A 20540-nucleotide genomic window follows, 5' to 3' on the forward strand; every position below is an offset into this window, starting at 1 on the left:
TGGGGGTCGCCCAATGGTCGGGAGCTACTTCCGGAGGAAATCCGGGGGCCGGGGTTCGTGGCCCCGAGCCCCCGGATTTCCGCCAGGGTGATCAGTCAGTTCCGCAGGTCACTGCTTCTGCGCCCACTCACCGACGTTCCACAGCGCACCGTTGTACGACTGCATGTAGACCTTGTCGATGCCCTGGAAGGCCCACATCGACGGGGTCGCGAACAGCGGCAGCGAGGCGTAGTCGTTGGCGATCAACGAGTCGGCCTCCTTGTAGTGCTGGTTCGCCGTCGCCTCGTCCGTGGCGGCGACCGCCGCATTGAACGCGGCGTCGACCTTCGGGTCGCTGTACGCCTGGTAGTTCTGCGCACCGCCGGTCGTGTAGATCGGCTGCGACTGCGACTTGAACGGTGCCTGCGACCAGCCGAACAGGGCGATGTCCCAGTTCCCGGTGCTGACCCGGCCACCACTGAGGAACGTGGGGTCGTTGTCGTTCTTGATCTCGATGCCCGCGGCCTTGGCCTGGGACTGGATGATCTCGACCGTCTGGTCACGACGGGCGTTGTTGTTGTGCGAGATCGTCACCGAGAAGCGCTGGCCGTTCTTCTGGTAGATGCCGTCCTGGCCCAGGGTCCAGCCGTCGGCCTCCAGCGTCTTCTTCGCCTCCGCGGCACCGGTGCCGGCCGTCTTGCCGTAGCCGGCGTCCTGGTAGCTGGACTCACCCGGCGTCCAGATCAGGCTGTTGTCCGGGGTGACGTCGGCCTGAACCTCCTTGAGGAGCTTGTCGGTGATCTCGGTGCGGTTCACCGCCTCGAAGAGCGCCTTGCGTGCGGCCTCGTCCTTGAGCACCGGGTTCTTGTAGTTCATGTCCAGGTGCTCGTAGGTCAGCTGCGGTGCCGAGCCGTAGGTCACGCCCTGCGCGGAGAGGCCCTTGAGGGTGTCGGCCGCGGTGGCGTCCGGCTGCGTCGAGGCGACGACCTGGATCTCACCGTTCTGCAACGCCGTGGCCATGGCCTTCGTGTCGGAGAACTTCTTCACGACGACCTGGTCCGGACCGCCCTTGGCGCCGATCCAGTTCGGGTTCTTCTTCAGCGTGACCGCGTCCTGGTTCTGGTCGTAGGCGGTGATCATGTACGGGCCCGAGGCCGGCATGATCGAGGCGTCGAAGCCCTTCCAGCTGTTGGTCCAGAAGTCACCGGCCTTCTTCAGCTGAGCCGGGTCACTGGTCGGGGTCAGCTTCGTGATGTCCGGAATGCCGGTCTTCTGCTCGAGGATGTGCGCCGGCAACAGGGAGGGGCTGTCGAACAGGCCCTTGTAGTCGACATACGGCTGCGAGTACGTGGTGACGAAGGTCTGGTCGTCGACGCACTTCGCGTCGTTGATCAGCTCGTAGCCCGTGGTCGAGACGGCGTTGAAGTCCTTGACCTTACCGCTCTCCGCCAGCCACGCGAGGTAGTAGTCCTTGCAGTTCCACGGTGCGCCGTCGGACCACTTGACACCCGGCTTGATCTTGTAGGTGACCGTGTACGGGCTGGTGGAGGTCACGTCCCAGGAGTCGAGCACGTCATTGTTGAGCAGCACCTTGTTGTTGCCGTCGAGCACGTTCGACCCGGCGAGAACACTGGTGATGATGTAGTTGTTGTACGACGTGTTGGTGTCCGGCGTCTGGTTGTTGTACGCCGAATAGCCGTCGTCGATGCCCACCGTCACCGGTCCGGGCCAGCTCGGGGCGTCGCCCAGCTTGTAGGTGCCGGCATTGACGTTTTCCGCCTTACCGACCGCCATGCTCTTGATGTCAGAGCTCGAACCGTTCTGATCCGTGCTCCCGCTATCGCTGCCGCCACCGCAGGCGCTCAGCACGAGCGCGGCAGCCGCGGCCACGGTAACGGCCGAAGCTGCTTTCCATCTCCTCATTTATGTGTGCCCTCCTAGCACTGGGCTAACGCCCACACCGCTCCTGCGCGTTGGCGGGAGCTTATGTCACACCGAATGCACGCGTCGGCGCACTGCCGGAGAACGCTAGAAACTTGTGCACAAGGAGTCACCACCCCGGGAACGATTGTGACCAAAGGGTGACTTCCAGCTAACGTGAGGACATACGTTGGTTACTTGCCGCCACGTGTCCAGTTCACGGCTGACCCGAACGGCCCAACCATCGCCGGCCCCGGCGTCACGCCCGAAATGCCCGTGCCCAGCGCCATGGTGTCCGCCAGCTGAAACAGCGGGATCACGGTGTGCTGCGCCCACAGCTTCGGCTCGAGCTCGGCGAGCGCGTCCGCGAGGGGCTTCTTGCCGCTGAGCGCGTCGCCGATGGTGGGCTGCAGGTCGGCGTCGCAGATCGCGGCCGGGTTGGCGGGGACGACGGGCGCGGTCGAGGTGGCGCCGGTCTGCCCGGGACGGCAGCCGAACGTCGAGGCGAGCACGGTGGCCGGGTCGCCCGCGACGGGCATCGGCGCCACGGCGATGTCCACCCCGACGCTGCCCGAGCCGTCCGGGACGGTCTGCCCGGCCTTGCTCACCGGCATGGCGAGCAGGTTCGAGAACAGGTCCCGCGGCTCCGGGTTGATGGTGGTGACCTGGACCCCGGCCGCGGTGAGCTGGCGCGCGAGCTCCTTCGCGATGTCCGCGTACGGCTCCAGCTGCCCCGGCGAGGCGATGACCAGCGACAGCGGCTTGCCGTCCTTGCGCCAGGTGCCGGCTTCCCTGGTGTAACCGGCGCTCTGCAACAACGAGTCGGCGGTCGCCGGATCGGGTGCTGACACGTTCGCGGGAATCGTCGGGGCGTACCCCTGGACGGAGGGCGCGAGCACGGCGGCGTCCGCCCGCAGCCCGGCCGACGGGCCGCCGGCGGCGCCCTCGTCGATGAGCTTGTTGCGGTCGACGAGCGCGGCGACCGCAGCGCGGACGTTGTCGTTGACCAGCGCGCCGTTCGCCGGGCGGAGCAGCACGTCGGCCACCCGCGGGCTCGGCACGGTGTGCAGCTGCACGCTGCTGCCGATGCCCTGCAGCAGCTGCAGGCCGGTGGCGTCGGTCCGCGACATCACGAACTGCTCGTTCCCGCTGCGCAACGCGCCCGCGAGCCCGGCTTCGTCGGAGCGGCGCAGCACGATCTGGTCCACCGCGGCCGGCTTGTCCCAGTAACGCTCGTTGCGCTCGAGGATGATCTCCCCCCGTGCCGTGTCGAGCTGCTTGATGGAGAACGGCCCGCCGTAGGCCGGGAAACTGCCCTGCAATGCCCCCTGCCAGCCTCCTGGAGCGTCTTTCAGCAGGTGCTGGGGCAGGAGGTCGGAGAACAGGGTGCGCCAGCCTGGATAGGGCTGGGAGAAGGTGACCTGGACGCCCTTGCCGCCCTCGCTCGGCTGGATGTTGGAGATGAGCCGGTAACCGGCGGGCTCGACGACGCCGGGCTGGTTGCGCATGGCGTCGGCGAGGTAGACGAAGTCCTCAACCGCGATCGGGGCGCCGTCGGACCACGAGGCGTCCTGGCGGATCTCGTAGGTCACCGTGAAGGGCTCTTGCGAGGTCACCGTCGCCGACCGCATGAGCGTGGTGTCGAGCTCGTACTGCCCGTCGTCGGCCTGGCGGAACACCGAGGGCAGCAGCAGCTGCGAGAGCGCGGTGGTGATCGTCGACTGGTCGGCGAGGTTGTGCGGGTTGTACCCGCCCACGATGTCGTCCACGCCGACCACGATCTGTGAGGGGCCGGGTACCGCGGAAGGGGTGGTCTGTGCGGCCGGCGAGGTGACCAGCGGCGGCGGCGGGTTCGCCGTGCACGCGGCCAGCGCGGCAACGAGCACCAGGATCAGTGCCGCCGCTCTGCTTGTCCGCACGCTGCCTCCCCAGGCGCTGAAGCCCACGATGGTGCCATAAGGCCTTACCCCGCGGTACCGGGTTTCCGGAAACCCGCGGGCCGTCCGGCACCGTATCGGGTACCGCCATCAGGTGGACGTTCGCCACCCGTCCGGAGTTCCTCCCCGGGCGCCAGAAAAGCCGGCCTCCCGGGACGGGAGACCGGCTTTTCCTTGCGTCACTTGAGGTTCTTGGCCCGCGAGCGCTCCTTGGCACGCTGGCTGATGTCGAGCGTCACCTTGCGGATCCGGACGACCTCCGGCGCGACCTCGACGCACTCGTCGACGGCGCAGAACTCCAGCGCCTCCTCCAGGCCCATCTTGCGCGGGCGGGCCAGCGTCTCCATCACGTCGGCGGAGGACTGACGCATGTTGGTCAGCTTCTTCTCCTTGGTGATGTTGATGTCGAGGTCCTCGGCCCGCGGGTTCTCGCCGACGACCATGCCCTCGTACACGTCCGCGCCCGGCTCGACGAAGAACGTGCCACGGTCGGCGAGCTGGATCATCGCGTACGCGGTGACCGGGCCGGTGCGGTCCGCGACCAGCGAACCGCTGTGCCGGGTGCGGATCTCGCCCGCCCACGGGAAGTAGCCCTCGAACACGTGGTTGGCGATGCCCGTGCCGCGGGTCTCGGTGAGGAAGTCGGTGCGGAACCCGATCAGGCCCCGCGCGGGCAGCACGTACTCCAGCCGGATCCGGCCGGTGCCGTTGCCGCCCATGTGCTCCATCCTGCCCTTGCGCGCAGCCATCAGCTGCGTGATCGAGCCCAGGTGCTCCTCGGGCGAGTCGATCGTCAGCCGCTCGAACGGCTCGTGCAGCTTGCCGTCGATGGTGCGGGTGACCACCTGCGGCTTGCCGACCGTCAGCTCGAAGCCCTCACGGCGCATCTGCTCGACGAGGATGGCCAGCGCCAGCTCGCCACGGCCCTGCACCTCCCAGGTGTCCGGCCGCTCGGTGGGCAGCACCTTGATGCTCACGTTGCCGACCAGCTCCTGGTCCAGCCGGGCCTTGACCAGGCGCGCGGTGACCTTGTCGCCGCCGTTGCGGCCCGCCAGCGGCGAGGTGTTCACGCCGATGGTCATCGAGATCGCGGGCTCGTCGACCGTGATGCGCGGCAGCGCCTCGGGGTTCTCCACGTCGGCGAGGGTGTCGCCGATGGTGATCTCCGGGATGCCGGCGATGGCGACGAGTTCGCCGGCCGAGGCCTCCTGCGCGGGCACGCGCTCGAGCGCCTCGGTGACGAGCAGCTCCGAGATGCGCACGTTCTGCGTCGAGCCGTCCGCGCGCAGCCACGCGACGGTCTGGCCCTTGCGCAGCTTGCCCGAGTGGATGCGGATGAGCGCGATCCGGCCGAGGAAGTTGGACGCGTCGAGGTTGGTCACCAGTGCGCGCAGCGGGCCGTCGACGTCGGCGGCGGGCGGCGGCACGTGCCGCAGCAGGGTCTCGAACAGCGGGTCGAGGTTCTCGCTGGCCGGCTGCGCACCGTCGGCGGGACGCTCGGTGCTCGCGCGGCCGGCGCGGGCCGAGGCGTAGACGACCGGCAGGTCGAGCACCGCGTCGAGGTCGGCGTCCTCGATGTCGCCCGCGAGGTCGAGCAGCAGGTCGTGGGTCTCCTCGACGACCTCGGCGATCCGGGCGTCGGGGCGGTCCACCTTGTTGACCACGAGCACGACCGGCAGGCCGGCCTCGAGCGTCTTGCGCAGCACGAAGCGGGTCTGCGGCAGCGGGCCCTCGCTGGCGTCGACCAGGAGCACGACGCCGTCGACCATCGCCAGGCCCCGCTCGACCTCGCCACCGAAGTCGGCGTGGCCGGGGGTGTCGATCACGTTGATCGTGACCGGGCCGTCCGGGGTCTGCCGGTGGATGGCCGTGTTCTTGGCGAGGATGGTGATGCCTTTTTCGCGCTCGAGCTCACCGGAGTCCATCACCCGGTCCACCAGCTCCGCGCGTTCGGTGAACGCCCCCGACTGACGGAGCATGGCGTCGACCAGGGTTGTCTTGCCGTGGTCGACGTGTGCCACGATGGCGACGTTGCGCAGGTCCGTGCGGACCTTCTCGGCAGTTGCTGCGGGCACGCGAAGGCTCCTGAGTACTAAGAGGTCTGAGGGAGAACACCCGAGCCGGCTCTGGCCCACGGGCAGTCTCCCCCAGGATACCCTTTACCTCTTTGTGACCAGCAACACGTCACCTCAGCACTTAGCTTCGCCTAACCTAACCCCATGGGCAAGGACAGCTCGGACCCCCGGGCAGTGGTGCGAAAGCTCATGAAGGCCGGCAAGGTGAAGAAGAAGTGCTGCCGGTCCAAGAGCCGCTGCAAGAAGTGCCCGGTGCTCGCACTGAAGAAGGCGAAGGCCAAGGCAGCCGCCTGAGCGTTTCCCGGCGGTCCGCAAGTCGTCGGTCACCTCAGGTCGTGCACGGATGACGAGTTGCGCCATGGGTTAAAGTCAGTTCATGCGCACCTTCTCCGGACTGTGGTGGCCGCCCTCGGGCGGCTGACCGCTGTGCGCTGACACAGATACCAGGGCCGCCCCGCGTGGGCGGCCTTCCTTGTGTCCCAAGGTCGTTTCCCGCGGGCGGCACGACGACCAGGGAGACACGGATGAGACTGTCGGGCATCACCCCGTCGGGTCACACACAGCTCGGGAACCACCTCGGCGCGGTCGCGCGCTGGGCGGCCGACGGGGGCGCCGAGGACCTGTATTTCATCGCCGACCTGCACGCGATGACGACCACGCACAATCCGGCCGGGCTACGTGGCCGGACGAGCGAGATGCTCGCGATCCTGATCGCCGCCGGAATCGCGCCGGAACGGGTTTTCGTCCAGTCCGATCTCGCGCGGGAACTCGGCGCGCTGACCTGGGTGCTGGAATGCACGTGCAGTTACGGCGAGGCCGCGCGGATGATCCAGTTCAAGGAGAAGGCGGCCGGGCAGTCCGGCGTGCGGCTGAGCCTGCTGACCTATCCCGTGCTGATGGCCGCGGACATCCTGTTGCAGGGTGCGGCGGAGGTGCCGGTCGGCGAGGACCAGAGCCAGCACGTCGAGCTGGCCAGGGTGCTCGCACGGCGGTTCAACTCGACCTACGGCGAGGTGTTCACCGTGCCGCGCGCGGTGCTGCCGCTCACCGGGGCGAGGGTGCGCGACCTGGCGGACCCGACGCGGAAGATGTCGAAGTCCAACCGCGACTCCGCGGGGGTGGTGTTCGTGCTCGACGAGCCCGACCTGATCCGGCGGAAGATCCGCCGCGCGGTGACCGACGCCCACTCCGCCCCCGCGTACGAGCCCGACGAGCGGCCCGGGGTGTCGAACCTGCTGGAGATCCTCGGCGCCTGCACCGGGACCACCCCGCAGGAGGCGGCCGCGGCCCACACGTCCTACGGCGCGCTGAAGGAGGCCGTGGCCAACGCGGTGATCGAGACGCTCCGGCCGATCCGCGAGCGCACCCTGGCCCTGCTGGCGGACCCGGCGGAGCTGGAGCGGGTGCGCAAGGCAGGCGGCACCCGCGCCGCCGAGCGTGGCGAGCACCGGCTCAGCTCGGCGCTGCGGCTGATCGGCGCGGGCTGAGTCAGCGGCCGAGGAGCTCGTGGAGGGCGGGCAGCAGCTCCAGGTCGGCGGGCAGCCACCGCAGGTCGTCGAGGGCGCGGCCGGTGATCCAGCGAAGATCCTTGTGTTCCAAGGCCTTCGGGCGGGCGGCGGGGTCGGCGAGCGCCGCGGCGTAGACCTTCAGCACGAGGTTCGCGCGCAGCGGCACGTCGGCCCCGACGCGGTCGCCGACGGTGACCTCGACGCCCAGCTCCTCCACGCACTCCCGGCGCAGCGCCTCGGGTTCGGTCTCGCCGGGTTCGACGCGCCCGCCCGGCAGCTCCCACCGCCCGGCCACCTCGGGCGGGTAGGCCCGCTGCTGGGCGAGCAGGGCGTCGCCCCGCACTATGGCCGCTCCGACGATCACTCGCGCGCTCACGAAGCGGAGACGTTACCGGCCCGCCGCCAGGTCACCTGGAAGCGGGCACCGCCCTCCGGCGACTCGCCCACGGTGACCCGGCCGCCCCGCCGCCGCACCGCCTCCGCGACCATGGCGAGCCCCAGTCCGCTGCCGCCGGACGAGCGCGAGCGGTCGTCGGCGACCCGGTAGAACCGGTCGAAGACGCGGTCGCGGTGCTCCGGCGGCACCCCGGGCCCGTCGTCGTCGACGACCACCCGCACGGTCGAGTGCCCGGCCAGCACCGAGACCACGATCTGCGAGCGGGCGTACCGGCACGCGTTGCGCAGCAGGTTGTTCAGCACGAGCTCGACCTCCGCGTACGCCGTGTAGGCCCAGGCCGTGCCGACGACACCGTTGACTCGTGCGGCCGGCGAACCCGGCGGAAGCCGTTTCACCGCGGCCCGCGCTTCGGTGACGAGCTCGACCGGTTCCGCCGGTGGCAGCTCGCCCGCGTCCGACCGGGCGAGGGCGAGCAGCTGGTCCAGCAGCGCCGAAAGCCGTTCGGCCTCGGCGAGGATGTCGGCGAGTGTCTCCTGCGCCAGCTCGGGGTCGGGGTTCGCGACGGCGACCTCCGCCTGTACCCGGATGGACGCGACGGGTGAGCGCAGCTCGTGGGCGGCGTCCCCGGTGAACCGCCGCAGGCGCCGGCTCACTTCCTCTTGCCGCACAAGCAAAGCGTTGAAATCGGCGGCGAGCGAGCGTAGTTCGTCATGTGCCTCGGGGACGGGCAGCCGCTCGCCCGGCGGCAGCGCCCGCAGCGACCGGCGCATCCGCCCGACCGGGCGCAAGGCCATCCGCACGATCAGCCAGGTGGCCGCGGCCGCGAGCACCGCGCCGATCGACGCGGCCCACAGCAGCCAGTGCGAACCCGTGCGCACCGCGGTGTTCAGCCCGACCAGACCGGTGCCGGCGACGACCAGCCGCAACGAGCCGTCCGGCGTCGTGACCACGGACCCGCGCCAGTACATCGTTCCCTTGTGGACGGACGTGCCGGCCTTGAGCGCCCGGACCTCGCCCTGCCCGAGGTCCGGGACCGGCGTCCCGCCGTCCGCCGGGGCGCCCGCCGTGTCCAGCACCCGCAGGATCACCCCGTCCACCGGCGCGGGCGGACGGCCCGCCGCGACCGAGGTGCTCGCGGTGCCGAGTGCCTCGCCGAGCTCGTGATCGACCGAGCCGACCCACAGCGGGCCCAGCCCCCGGCCGGCGATCACCGCGAGCCCGAGCAGGACGGCCAGCGTGACGACCGCCGCCGGCACGGTGATCCGGAGCCACATCGGCCAGCGTGCGATCACCCCGGGAGGACCTCGTCCAGCTGGGCGTCGGACGCGAGGTAGCCGTGCCCGCGCACGGTCCGCAGCAGGGACCCGGCGCCCACCGCGTCGAGCTTGCGCCGGACGTACCCGACGTAGACCTCCACGACGTTACGGGTGGCCGCCTGCTCGTCACCCCACACCGCGCGCAGCAGCTCGTCCTTCGTCACGACCGTGCCCGCCCGGCCGACGAGGACCTCCAGCAGCCCGAACTCGCGGGGGCTGAGCGCGACCGGGTCCTCGTGCCAGCGCACCTCGCGGGTCGCCCGGTCCACGAGCAGCCCGCCGATGCGCAGCGGCCCGCGCACGGAGTCGCTCCGCGCCCGCCGCAGCACCGCCCGCACCTGGGCGACCAGCACCACGAACGAGAACGGCTTCACGAGATACCCGTCGGCGCCGAGGTCCAGCCCGTCGGCCTGGTCCACCTCGCCGTCCTTGGCCGAGATCATCAGCACCGGCGTCCGGATCCCCTGCGCGCGCAGCTGCTGCAGCACGCGGTAGCCCGACAGGCCGGGCAGCATGATGTCGAGCAGCAGCACGTCGAAGGACCCGGTCTGCGCCAGCCGCAGGCCGGCGGGCCCGTCGCCGGCGGTGACCACGTCCATGCCCTCCGCGCGCAGGCCGCGGTGCAGCGCCTTGCGCACACCAGGCTCGTCGTCGACCACCAGCACCCGAGGCTTCACGTGCCTAGAATGCACGGTTTTCGCTGGCCGCGCGCCCGTTCTCAGCGGTCTCTCAGCGTCTCAGGGCGGTCTCAGGCACGAAGCGGGAGCGTTCTCGGCGGGGAACGAGCACACTGGTGGTGCTCGCCAGGAGCAGGGAGAGATTCGATGCAACCGAAGACGAAAGCCATCACGGCAGCGGTCACGGGTTCGGCGCTCGGGGTCGCCGGACTGGCCTGGCTGGCGATGCCCGCCAGCGCGGGCGAGGCGCCGCAACTGCCCTCGATCAGCGCCGAGGAGCTGGTGCAGTCGGTGCTGAGCACCCAGACTCCCGCGCTCGACGGCACCGTTCAGGTGGACAACAACCTCGGGCTGCCGGTGTCGACGCTGCCCGGGGGCGTGAACGTGAACGTGGACGCCGCGCACGTCTACAACGACGGCAACGGCAGCAGCAAGCTGTCGATCGAGCAGGGCGCGAGCGACACGACCGTGGTGCACAACGGCAACACGGTGTGGACATACAACTCCAAGAACAACACGGCGACCAAGTCGACGCTGCCTGCCGGCGCGCCCGCGCCGCCGCAGCTCCCGAGCGACCCGGCGGCCTCCGCCACGCAGCTGTTGGCGAAGGTCCGCGAAAGCAGCACCGTGAGCGTCGAAGGCACCGCCCGCGTCGCGGGCCGCGCGGCCTACGAGCTGGTCCTGACGCCGAAGCCGACCGAGCACACCGTGCTGCGCGAAGTGCGCGTCGCGGTCGACGCCGAGAAGCGGGTGCCGCTGCGGCTCGCGGTGATGACCTACGGCACGGCGGACGCGGCGCTGCAGGTCGCCTTCAGCGACATCGAGTTCACCCCGCAGCCCGCGAGCGAGTTCCAGTTCACCCCGCCGCAGGGCGCGAAGGTGACCGAGCAGCAGGCCCAGGTGCCCGAGCGCGCCAAGGCGGCCGATGCGCTCACCGTCGTCGGCGACGGCTGGGACACCGTGGTCACCGGCACCTTCCCGGCGGACGCGCTGAGCCCGCAGCAGGGCAAAGGCGGCCGGAACGTGGACCCGAAGGCCATGCTGAGCCAGTTCGGCAAGCAGGTGAGCGGCCCGTTCGGCACCGGCTACGTGATCACCACGAAGGTCGGCAGTGCGCTCATCACCAGCGACGGCCGGTTCGCCGCCGGCGCGGTCACCGAGCAGGCGCTGGTCGACGCGCTGGGCGCGAAGTGACCACCTCGTTCGAGACCGAGCAGGGGGCGGGCGTCACGGCGCCCGCCCCGGCTCCGGGGCTCGCGGCGCGGACCAGAGGGCTGCGCAAGGTGTACCGGAGCGCGGTCGCGGTGGACCAGGTCGATCTGGACGTGCCGGAAGGCGCGGTGCTGGGCATGCTGGGCCCGAACGGCTCCGGCAAGACCACCACGATCCGGATGCTGCTCGGCCTGGTCCGCCCGACCGAGGGCGAGGTCGAGCTGCTGGGCAGGCGGATGCCCGAGGGCGCCCGGCACGCGCTGCCGGACGTCGGCGCGCTGGTCGAAGGGCCGGGCTTCCACCCGTTCCTGTCCGGCCGGGAGAACCTGCGGCGGCTGGCCGCCGCCGAGCCCCGACTGCCCAGTTCGGACATTCCGCGCGCGGTGGAGGACGCACTGGAGCGCGTCGGCCTCGGCGCGGCCGCGCACCGCCGGTACAAGGCCTATTCGCTGGGCATGAAGCAGCGGCTGGGCCTCGCCGGGGCACTGCTCGTGCCGCGGCGGATGGTGGTGCTCGACGAGCCGACCAACGGGCTGGACCCCGCCGGCACCCGGGAGATCCGCCGGATCATCGGTGAGCTGCACGCGGACGGGGTGACCGTGCTGGTGTCCTCGCACCTGCTCGCCGAGGTCGAGGCGACCTGCACGCACGTGGCCGTGCTGCACGCCGGGACGGTGGTGGCCCAGGGCGAGCTGGACGAGCTGCTGGAGTCCGGCAGCCCCGGCCTGCTGGTGTCCACACCGGACGGTGACAAGGCGCTGGAAACATTGCGGGACAACCGGATCCCGGGGAAGCTGACGCCGGACGGCGTCCGCGCGGACCTCACCACAGCGACCGCGCCGCAGGTCGTCGAGACGCTCGTGCGCGGCGGGGTCGCGATACACGAGGTGAAGCGCGAGCGCACCGGGCTCGAGGACCTGTTCGCCCGGCTGACCCAGCACGAGACGGAGCACGAAGGCCTGCCCGAGGTCGAGGAGGTGCGGGCATGACCGCGACCATGACCGCGGACGCGGCACCGGCCCGCCTCAGCGTCCCGCTGCCGCGCCTCTACCTGGCGGAGCTGCGCTGGATCTTCCGCCGCCCGCGCACGCTGGTCGTGCTCGGGCTGCTCGCGCTGATCCCGATCGTCGTCGCGATCGGGCTCGCGCTCGGCCGGTCGACCGACAACGGCCCCGGCAACGGCGGTGACGCGCTGTTCACCACCGCGGCGGGCAACGCGCTGGTGCTGCCGATCGCCACGCTCGTGGTGACGCTGAACCTGCTGCTGCCGCTGACCACCGCGATGTCCGCCGGGGACGCGCTGGCCGGCGAGCTGTCGCACGGCACGCTGCGCGGCTGGCTGCTCGCGCCCGTCAGCCGCGGCCGCCTGCTGGCGGTGAAGGCGCTGGGCGTGGCCACGTTCACCCTCGCGGCGGTCGTGCTGATGTCGGTGGTCGGCGTGCTCGCCGGGCTCGCGATCAACGGCACCGGCTCGCTGTTCACGCTGTCCGGCACGACGCTGTCCTTCGGCGCCGCGCTCGGCAAGATCGCCATCGCGGCCGGGTGGGTGACCCTGCAGCTGTGGGCGATCGGCGCGGTCGCGCTGGCGGTCTCGGCGTGCACCGAGCATCCGATGCTGGTCGTGGTGTCGGTGCTCGCCGGCACGATCGTCTCGGCGGTGCTGCTCCTGCTGTCCGCGGTGGCCTGGCTGCACCCGTTCCTGTTGCCGCAGTCGTGGGACTCGCTCGTCGACGTGCTGCGGGATCCCATGCCGGGGGCCGGGCTGGCGGAGGGCGCCGTCCGGGCCGTCTGCTACGTCGTGATCGGGCTGTCGCTGGCCTACGCCCGGATCACGACGAAGGACGGTTGATCTCCTCGCTGATCAGGTTGCCCGGGTGACGACGCCTTGGTCGTCCAGCGCCAGGCGGACTTCGTCACCCGGAGCGAGGTCGGCGTCGACGGGCGCGACGGCGTCGACGACGCCCTCGGCGGTGCGCACGCGCAGACGGACGTGGTCACGCCGGTGCACCTTGGCGAGGATCTCCCCAGGCACGCCCGCGGCGCCGGGGTGCAGCGCGGGTGGCCGCAGGCCGACCCGCACCCGGCCGTCGGGCTCGTCGCGGACCAGCTCGCCGAGCGGGAACCGGACCACGCCGTCGGTCGCCTCGCCGTCGAAGAAGGTTGTCACACCGAGGAAAGCGGCCGTCTCGTCGTCCGCGGGCCGCCGCCAGACCTCGCGCACGGCGCCGACCTGGCGGACCTCACCGCCCCGCAGCACGGCGACCCGGTCGGCGAGGGTGAACGCCTCCTCCTGGTCGTGCGTGACGAGCAGCGTGGTGATCTTCGCGCTGCGCAGGACCTCGGCGAGCTCGACCGCGAGCTGCTCCCGCAGCCCGGCGTCCAAACCGGACAGTGGCTCGTCCAGCAGCAGCAACCGCGGCTCTGGCGCGAGCGCCCGCGCCAGCGCGACGCGCTGCGCCTCCCCACCCGACAGCTCGGTCACCCGGCGCCGCTCGTAGCCGGTCAGGCCGACCAGGTCGAGCAGTCTCGTCACGCGCTGCGCGCGCTCGCTCACGGGCATCTTCCGCATCCGCAGCCCGAAAGCGATGTTGCCCGCCACGTCGCGGTGCGGGAACAGCTGCCCGTCCTGGAACACGAGCCCGAACCCGCGCTGGTGCACCGGCACGTCCGCCAGGTCTGCACCGTCCCAGCGCACGGTGCCGGCGGCGAGCGGCTCCAGCCCGGTGATCGCGCGCAGGAGCGTGGACTTGCCGGAGCCGGACGGGCCGAGCAGCGCGAGGACCTCGCCGTCGGCGATGTCCAGCTCCGCGTCGCGGACGGCGGTGAACGACCCGTAGCGGACGGTCAGGCCTTGCACGGACAGCGACATCAGAACTCCCCCACCCGGCCGGAGCCGAACCGGTCGATCACGACCACGGCGGCCGCCGTCACCAGCATGAGCAGCGCGCAGGCGGCATAGGCCATCTGGTTGTTCAGCTGTCCGGGGCGCCCGATCAGGGACGCGATGGCCACCGGCAGCGTCGGCGTCTGCGGCCGCGCCAGGAAGCTCGTCGCACCGAACTCGCCGAGCGCCACGACGTAGCCGAAGCCGGCCGCGGCCACGACGGACCGGATCGCGAGCGGCACGTCGATCTCCCGCCACACCCGCAGCGGCCCGGAGCCCAGCGTCGCGGCGGCTTGGCGCAGGCGGTCGTCGATGGAACGCAGCACGGGTAGCACCATCCGCACGATGAGCGGGATGATCACCAGCGCCTGCGCGAGCGGCACCAGCAGCGGGGACGTCCGCAGGTCACCGGGCAGCGCGTCGAGGGTGACCAGGTAGCCGAAGCCGACGGTCACCGCGGAGACACCGAGCGGCAGCATCAGCGCGGCATCCATGGTCTCGGCGAGCCCGTGCGGTACGCGGCCGGGTGCGCGGCGGAGCGTGACCACGAGAACCGCGGCAGACACCCCGATCACCAGGGCGAGCACGGTGGCGTCGGTCGCCGTGATCAACGAGTTCACCGCCGATCCCCACCCCGAGATCTGGAGGGTGCCGGCGTTGCCGGTGCTGGACAGCGCGCGATACCCGGCGAGGCTCCAACCGTCCTCAGTGGACACCGAGCGGATCAGCAGCGCGACGATCGGCGTCAGCAGCAGCCCGACCACCGCGATGGCGGCCGCGACGACCCACCACTCGCCCTTCACCGGTTTCCGCGCGGTCTCCCCGCGGGCGCGGAGTTTGAGCGCGATCTCCCGTCGCCGCCGGGCGGCGGCCCCCAGGAGCAACGCGGCGAGCACCGCGGCGATCTGCACCAGCGAGAGCGCCGCCGCGCCGGTCAGGTCCAGCAGGTTCTCGGTGCGCAGGTAGATCTCGGTCTCCAGGGTGCGCAACCGCGCGCCGCCGAGCACCAGCACGACACCGAAACTGGTGGCGCAGAACAGGAACACGACCGCGGCGGCCGAGGTGATCGCCGGCAGCAACGCGGGCAGCGTGACCGAGCGGAACGCCCGCCAGCGCGATGCGCCGAGCGCACGGGCGGCGTCCTCCGCGCGGGAGTCGAGGTGCGACCACAGTCCCGCGACCGTCCGGGCGACCACGGCGACGTTGAAGAAGGCGTTGGCGAGCACGATCGACAGGACCCCGCCGTCCGGCCACAACGCGCGGAACGCGAGCCCCACCACGACGGTCGGCAGCACGAACGGCACCAGCACGAGCGTGCGCATCAGGCCGACGCCCGGCAGCCGGACCCTCGCGAGCACGAAGGCCAGCGGCATCCCGCCGACCACGGCGATGGCCGTCGAGCCGGCGGCCTGCGCGACGGTGAACCACGCCAGCCGCCAGGTCTCGCCCTGCGCGAGCGCGGTCAGCACCCCGTTGCCGACGAAGCCCCGCTTGAGGATCGCCAGCACCGGCCACGCGAAGAAGACGACCAGGAACCCCAGTGGCACGAGGGCCAGCAGGCCCAGGCCGGCGCGGCTTACTGGCCGAGCAACGAGCGCCATTGGCCGATCCACCGCTCACGCCCGGCCTGCACCTGGTCGCCCGGCAGGCTCGCCGAGCTCTGCGGGAGCGGCGCGGCCTCGGCCCAGCCCTTCGGCAGGTCGACGCCCTGGCGGGCCGGGTAGACGTACATGTTGTCCGCGACCGTCGCCTGGAACTGTTGCGACAGCAGGAAGTCGATCACCTTGTGCGCCTTGTCCGGCTGCTTGGTGCCCGCCAGCACCCCGGCGTACTCGACCTGCCGGTAGCAGGTGTCGAGCAGCGCCTTCGTCCGCGGCTTGCCGTCGGCGCCGATCTCGGCGGCGGGCGAGGACGCGTAGGACACCACGATGGGCCGCGGGCCGTTGCCCGACGAGCCGGAGAAGTCCTGGCTGTAGGCCTCTTCCCAGCCGCTGTCGGACTTCACGCCGTTGTCCTTGAGCTTCTGCCAGTACCCCTGCCAGCCCTGCTCGCCGTACTTCGCGATGGTGCCGAGCAGGAACGCGAGACCGGGCGAGGAGGTCGCGGGGTTCTCCACGACGAGCAGGTCCTTGTACTGCGGGTCGGTGAGATCGTCGTAGCCGGTGGGCGCGGGGATTCCCTTCTGCGCGAACCAGTTCGTGTCGACGTTGAGGCACACGTCGCCGAGGTCGACGGCCGAGAGCCGGTGCTCGCTGTCGACGGCGTAGCGCTGCGGGCCGCGATCGGCCTCCGGACTCGTGTAGGAGTCGAAGACGCCTTCGCCGAGCGCGCGCGAGGCGAACGTCGAGTCGACGCCGTAGGCCACGTCGCCGATGGGGTTGGCCTTGGTCAGCACGAGCGAGTTCGTCAGCGCGCCCGCGTCGCCCTTCTTGATCACGTCGATCTTGATGCCGGTCTGCTGCTGGAAGGCGTCGAGCACCTGCTGCGGCGCGGCCCAGGAGTCGTGGGTGACCAGGGTGACCGTGGACGCGGCGCTGTCGTCCGAGCCCCCGCCGACGAGTGTGCAGCCCGTGGTCAGTGCGGCGGTCAGGCCGAGCACGACGGCCGCGCTCCACTTGCCTCTCATGGCCCCTCCTTGCGTTCACCGGCAGGAGGGGATGTGGGCCTCCCTGCGCCGGCATGATCCGGATCAGGTGCGAACGGTCGCGGGGGTGGACCCGCCTCTCAGCCCGGCCTGGTGCCGGACTCCCGTGGCAACCCAGCAGCGTACCCGTCACGATGGAGGGATGGCGAAGCTACTGAGCGAGGACGAGATCATGGAGGCGCTGACGAGGCTGCCGCACTGGAAGCGCGAAGGGGACGCGCTCGAGCGCACGGCCGAGCTGGGCAGCTTCCCGCAGGCGATCCAGGTGGTGAACCGGGTCGCGGAGGTCGCGGAGGGCGCGGACCATCATCCCGACATCGACATCCGCTGGCGGACCCTGGTGTTCCGGCTGAGCACGCACTCGGCCGGCGGGCTGACCGAGAAGGACGTCTCCCTGGCGGGCGAGATCGACGGGATAGTCGACGACCTGTGATCTCGGCTACCGCGGCAACATCCCGCGGGGTGTCCTGCGTTGCCCTGGTGGAGGGAACGCACGATGTCGAAGATCTTGTTCTTGTCGAAGGCCGCTGGGGTCGCGGTGGTGTCGGCGGTGCTGTTGTTCGGGCTGTTGCCGAGCGCCGTCGCTGAGGCGGTGGCCTTGCCCGGCGGCGTCGCTACGGGCGTTGTCGCGGACGCACCCCAGGACACGACGCCCAGGGCAGTCACTCCCCGAGGCGGCGCCGCGGTGCAGCCCACGAGCGAAACCCGCGCGATCGTCGTCGGCGGGCTGTCGTTCGTGCTGATGATCGCTGCCGCAGGGGCGGTTCTCTGGCACACGGCACGAAGTCGGCACCCCGGAGAGTGATTTCCGACACAGGGCAGTAACGGGCGCCTTGATCAAGGCGGTTTCACCGGCGGAAAAGCCCGCTGCAACCCAGGGAACGCCATGAACAGCACCGCCCCCGTCCTGTCCGCGACCCAGCGCGCGTGGATCGCCGTCACCGCCACCACGATCACCCTGCTGGCCGTCATCCTGCTCGGCTTCGCCGCCTGAGCCTCTGAGGTTCGCCGGGAGCCCTTCTCGGGCTCCCGACACCACTTTCCGCATCGGCATCTCGCTCCCCGGCGCGTCACACCTTCGCGGCCACGCCGCGCGCGATCGACCGCCGTGCCCCCGCGTCACTCGACGCACCTCGGGGGGTCGGCTGAACCTCGAGCCGACCCGCGTCCGTACTCCGGTTTCGACACCCGCGCCGTCGCCCACTTTTCTCTACGCGACCGCGCCGCTTGCCAAGCGCCACCTCCGCAGGCCACCCGCCGCGCCGCCCGTGCCGCACCACCTCCGCCACTGCGTGCCCCGCCACGCCACCTCTGCCGCGCCACCGGCCAAGCGGGACGTCCGGCGCCACTGGCCAAGCGCCACCTCCGCGCCACTCCGGCACCGCCTCCGCCACCGCAGCCCAAGCGCCACCTCCGCCACCAGCGCCTCTCGATGCGCCTGTTGATCTGTGCCGCTTCTCACGGACTAGTGACTTCGTGTTGTCCGATTCGTAATGTGGCGTCGGTTCAGCCAATAACGAGCTGGTAACAAACCAATTACCAGCAGTATCGGAAATGGTGCTCGACAATGGTGGGTCGACATAGGTCAAGATCACGGGCGCGCATTCTGCCGACCGTGGTCGCACTGGCGGCGGCTTTTCTCCTGGGGTTCACGATCTGGATCGCGGGAGGACCACGGCACGATGACACCCCGAGCCTGGCGGCCGCCGAGATGAAGGCCCCGGCCCCAGTCTCGACGTCCGCCACGACCACGACGCCGCCCCCGACGACGGTCCCACCACCGTCAACGACCACCCCTCGGCCGTCCACCACAACACCGAAGACCAGCACGAAGCCGACGACGATGGCGGCCGTCGGTCACGCGTGTTCATCCGTCCTGGCCGGTGCCCAGCCCCAGGTCGCGCAGGCGGGCAACTACCTCAAGGCGATGTTCGGCGTCGACACGGTTCTCGGCCGCGCCGCCCGTGGCGGCGAAAGCGACCATCCCGACGGCCTGGCCCTGGATTTCATGGTCGACACCGCGACGGGAAACAAGCTGGCCGATTACGTCCTGTCGAACCAGTCGCGCCTCGGTGTGAAATACGTGATCTGGCGCCAGCGCTATAACGACGGAAACGGCTGGTCGGCAATGGAAGATCGCGGCAGCACCACCGCCAACCATTACGACCATGTGCACGTGTCGTTCAAGTCCAGCGCCAAAGCTTCGGTCACCTGCTGACCGCCCCGTCGACAGTCGGGCACGACCAGAGCAAATTCGAGCCCGCCGCAGGAATCAGAGGTTGAAGCGGAGTAGATCGCGACCTGCGGAAGCGCTGACGATCAACGAAACGGTGTCGATCTCGGCTTGGCTCGGGCGTTACTCAACTCCCCCTGCCAAGCACGATCTTGTCGCCCTGAATGAACGGAGCTTGGACCACGAAGTGCAGGTAGTCGTCCGAGCTGTCGATGAACGTGTGGCTCTCGCCTGGTTCGACCACCAGCATGTCCCCGGCCCGCAGGCGCACCTCCCGCCCATCGACGACGGCGACGCTGTCGCCCCGGGCGACGAGATATGCCTCGTTCATGTGGTCGTGCCGGTGAGGGTCGTTCACGCCCTGGTCGGCCCAGCCGATCACGACCGGAACCAGCGAGTTCCACGGGCCCACGAACCAGCCTTTACCGCCTGCCGACTTGCTCGCGTGATTCAGGATCGTCGGCCTATGGTGCCCTGCCCCCGCTGCGGTCGGCAGCGTCCGTTCCGGCAGGTCGATCGTGGCATTGACGGGCTGGTGGAGTTCGGGAATCAGCCCAAGATCGAAGGCGACTCCAGCGACCGTGGACACGACGCTCTTGGTCGGTCACTCTGCCGAACAACTGACGAATCCAGAAGCCGCCTAGGACTCTGACCAGGGCAAACGGCCCCGACTCAGACGTTGAAGCGGAACTCCACCACATCACCGTCGGCCATAACGTAGTCCTTGCCCTCCATCCGGACCTTGCCGGCGGCGCGGGCGGCGGCCATCGAGCCCGCTTCGATGAGGTCGTCGTAGGAGACCACCTCGGCCTTGATGAACCCACGCTCGAAGTCGGTGTGAATGACCCCGGCGGCCTGCGGCGCGGTCGCCCCCTTGGGGATCGTCCACGCGCGCGACTCCTTCGGGCCCGCGGTGAGGTAGGTCTGCAGGCCGAGGGTGTGGAACCCGGCCCTGGCGAGCGCGTGCAGGCCCGGCTCGGGCTGGCCGACCGACTCCAGCAGCTCGCGGACCGACTCCTCGTCGTCCAGCTCCAGCAGCTCGGACTCGATCTTGGCATCGAGGAACACCGCGTCCGCGGGCGCGACGAGCTTGGCGAGCTCCTCCCGCTTGGCGTCGTCGGTGAGCACTCCCTCGTCGGCATTGAAGACGTACAGGAAGGGCTTGGTGGTCAGCAGGCTCAGCTCCCGAAGCAGGCCGGTCTCGACCTCCTTCTGCGCGGAGAACAGTGTGCGCCCGCTGTCGAGGATGTCCTTGGCCTGCTGCGCAGCCTCCAGCGCGGGCCGGTTCTCCTTCTTGGTGCGCGCCTCCTTCTCCAGGCGCGGCAGGGCCTTCTCCAGCGTCTGCAGGTCCGCCAGGATCAGCTCGGTGTTGATCGTCTCGATATCGGACGACGGGTCGATCCGGCCGTCGACGTGCACCACGTCGGGGTCGTCAAAAACTCGGATGACCTGGCAGATCGCGTTCGCCTCGCGAATGTTCGCGAGGAACTTGTTGCCGAGGCCGGCCCCCTCGGACGCACCCTTCACGATGCCCGCGATGTCCACAAAGGACACCACCGCGGGCACGATCTTCTCGGAGTGGAACAGCTCGGCGAGCTTGTCCAGCCGCCCGTCGGGCAGCGGCACGACCCCGACGTTGGGCTCGATCGTCGCGAACGGATAGTTCGCGGCGAGCACGTCGTTGCGGGTCAGTGCGTTGAACAGGGTGGACTTGCCGACGTTGGGCAGTCCGACGATGCCGAGGGTGAGGCTCACGGA

General features: G+C 70.4%; 19 protein-coding genes and 1 riboswitch. Of the genes, 8 read left to right on the forward strand and 11 right to left on the reverse strand.

Translation table 11 applies throughout. From position 1 onward, the window contains the following. Positions 1-108: 108 nt before the first annotated feature. The 3 genes from LWP59_RS33360 to typA all read right to left on the reverse strand — a co-directional run bounded on the left by LWP59_RS33360 (position 109) and on the right by typA (position 5911). The gene (locus LWP59_RS33360; protein WP_144642390.1) at positions 109-1902 is read right to left on the reverse strand and encodes an ABC transporter family substrate-binding protein; all 1794 of its coding nucleotides are present in this window, start codon (positions 1900-1902) and stop codon (positions 109-111) included. Positions 1903-2093: 191 nt separating this feature from the next. Beyond that, positions 2094-3818, reverse strand: a complete 1725-nt coding sequence (locus LWP59_RS33365; RefSeq protein ID WP_186383393.1) for an ABC transporter family substrate-binding protein — start codon at positions 3816-3818, stop codon at positions 2094-2096. A 197-nt stretch (positions 3819-4015) separates the two neighbouring features. Beyond that, complete coding sequence (typA, locus tag LWP59_RS33370) at positions 4016-5911, reverse strand: translational GTPase TypA (RefSeq protein WP_144642391.1); 1896 nt, start codon at positions 5909-5911, stop codon at positions 4016-4018. Positions 5912-6055: 144 nt separating this feature from the next. On the opposite strand from typA, the gene LWP59_RS33375 reads away from it, so the two are divergent. Together LWP59_RS33375 and trpS are read left to right on the forward strand one after the other, a co-directional pair. Then, positions 6056-6205: a hypothetical protein gene (locus LWP59_RS33375; RefSeq protein WP_186383394.1), complete on the forward strand. Its 150-nt coding sequence runs from the start codon at positions 6056-6058 to the stop codon at positions 6203-6205. A gap of 230 nt (positions 6206-6435) precedes the next feature. Further along, entirely contained in the window at positions 6436-7398 is a 963-nt protein-coding gene (trpS, locus tag LWP59_RS33380) for a tryptophan--tRNA ligase (RefSeq protein ID WP_144642392.1), read from the forward strand. Between the two features lies 1 nt (position 7399). On the opposite strand, the gene LWP59_RS33385 is transcribed toward trpS, so the two are convergent. The 3 genes from LWP59_RS33385 to LWP59_RS33395 are packed head-to-tail and all read right to left on the reverse strand — an operon-like array spanning position 7400 to position 9809. Then, positions 7400-7795, reverse strand: a complete 396-nt coding sequence (locus tag LWP59_RS33385; protein WP_144642393.1) for a (deoxy)nucleoside triphosphate pyrophosphohydrolase — start codon at positions 7793-7795, stop codon at positions 7400-7402. Next, complete coding sequence (locus tag LWP59_RS33390) at positions 7792-9090, reverse strand: ATP-binding protein (RefSeq protein ID WP_144642431.1); 1299 nt, start codon at positions 9088-9090, stop codon at positions 7792-7794. The genes LWP59_RS33385 and LWP59_RS33390 overlap by 4 nt, the downstream gene beginning before the upstream one ends. A 14-nt stretch (positions 9091-9104) precedes the next feature. Continuing rightward, positions 9105-9809, reverse strand: a complete 705-nt coding sequence (locus LWP59_RS33395; protein ID WP_186383395.1) for a response regulator transcription factor — start codon at positions 9807-9809, stop codon at positions 9105-9107. A gap of 147 nt (positions 9810-9956) precedes the next feature. Here LWP59_RS33395 and LWP59_RS33400 point away from each other — a divergent pair, with 147 nt between their 5' ends. The 3 genes from LWP59_RS33400 to LWP59_RS33410 are packed head-to-tail and all read left to right on the forward strand — an operon-like array spanning position 9957 to position 12870. Next, positions 9957-11003 (forward strand): LolA family protein, encoded by a 1047-nt coding sequence (locus tag LWP59_RS33400; protein WP_144642394.1) that lies wholly within the window; start codon positions 9957-9959, stop codon positions 11001-11003. Further along, positions 11000-12010 (forward strand): ABC transporter ATP-binding protein, encoded by a 1011-nt coding sequence (locus LWP59_RS33405; protein WP_144642395.1) that lies wholly within the window; start codon positions 11000-11002, stop codon positions 12008-12010. Before LWP59_RS33400 ends, LWP59_RS33405 begins: the two co-directional genes overlap by 4 nt. Then, on the forward strand, positions 12007-12870 hold the full coding sequence (locus LWP59_RS33410; RefSeq protein WP_144642396.1) for an ABC transporter permease: 864 nt from the start codon (positions 12007-12009) through the stop codon (positions 12868-12870). The genes LWP59_RS33405 and LWP59_RS33410 overlap by 4 nt, the downstream gene beginning before the upstream one ends. A gap of 12 nt (positions 12871-12882) precedes the next feature. On the opposite strand, the gene LWP59_RS33415 is transcribed toward LWP59_RS33410, so the two are convergent. The 3 genes from LWP59_RS33415 to LWP59_RS33425 are packed head-to-tail and all read right to left on the reverse strand — an operon-like array spanning position 12883 to position 16531. Then, positions 12883-13890 carry an ABC transporter ATP-binding protein gene (locus tag LWP59_RS33415; RefSeq protein ID WP_144642397.1) on the reverse strand — a complete coding sequence of 336 codons (1008 nt, stop codon included), beginning with the start codon at positions 13888-13890 and terminating at the stop codon, positions 12883-12885. Further along, entirely contained in the window at positions 13890-15506 is a 1617-nt protein-coding gene (locus LWP59_RS33420) for an ABC transporter permease (RefSeq protein WP_144642398.1), read from the reverse strand. Before LWP59_RS33420 ends, LWP59_RS33415 begins: the two co-directional genes overlap by 1 nt. Continuing rightward, on the reverse strand, positions 15482-16531 hold the full coding sequence (locus LWP59_RS33425; RefSeq protein WP_144642399.1) for a thiamine ABC transporter substrate-binding protein: 1050 nt from the start codon (positions 16529-16531) through the stop codon (positions 15482-15484). The genes LWP59_RS33420 and LWP59_RS33425 overlap by 25 nt, the downstream gene beginning before the upstream one ends. A 23-nt stretch (positions 16532-16554) precedes the next feature. Further along, positions 16555-16667: riboswitch (TPP riboswitch) on the reverse strand. A 24-nt stretch (positions 16668-16691) separates the two neighbouring features. Between LWP59_RS33425 and LWP59_RS33430 the strand changes: the two genes are divergently transcribed. The 3 genes from LWP59_RS33430 (at position 16692) to LWP59_RS33440 (ending at position 18767) form a co-directional block, all read left to right on the forward strand. After that, complete coding sequence (locus LWP59_RS33430) at positions 16692-16982, forward strand: 4a-hydroxytetrahydrobiopterin dehydratase (RefSeq protein ID WP_144642400.1); 291 nt, start codon at positions 16692-16694, stop codon at positions 16980-16982. 63 nt (positions 16983-17045) lie between these two features. Further along, on the forward strand, positions 17046-17354 hold the full coding sequence (locus tag LWP59_RS33435) for a hypothetical protein (protein WP_144642401.1): 309 nt from the start codon (positions 17046-17048) through the stop codon (positions 17352-17354). An 810-nt stretch (positions 17355-18164) separates the two neighbouring features. After that, positions 18165-18767 carry a hypothetical protein gene (locus LWP59_RS33440; protein WP_229857670.1) on the forward strand — a complete coding sequence of 201 codons (603 nt, stop codon included), beginning with the start codon at positions 18165-18167 and terminating at the stop codon, positions 18765-18767. 142 nt (positions 18768-18909) lie between these two features. On the opposite strand, the gene LWP59_RS33445 is transcribed toward LWP59_RS33440, so the two are convergent. Both LWP59_RS33445 and ychF read right to left on the reverse strand, forming a co-directional pair. Beyond that, on the reverse strand, positions 18910-19371 hold the full coding sequence (locus tag LWP59_RS33445; RefSeq protein WP_144642403.1) for a cupin domain-containing protein: 462 nt from the start codon (positions 19369-19371) through the stop codon (positions 18910-18912). An 83-nt stretch (positions 19372-19454) separates the two neighbouring features. Then, positions 19455-20537, reverse strand: a complete 1083-nt coding sequence (ychF, locus tag LWP59_RS33450; protein ID WP_144642404.1) for a redox-regulated ATPase YchF — start codon at positions 20535-20537, stop codon at positions 19455-19457. Positions 20538-20540: the final 3 nt, after the last annotated feature.

The organism is Amycolatopsis acidiphila (assembly GCF_021391495.1).
GTDB lineage: Bacteria > Actinomycetota > Actinomycetes > Mycobacteriales > Pseudonocardiaceae > Amycolatopsis_E > Amycolatopsis_E acidiphila.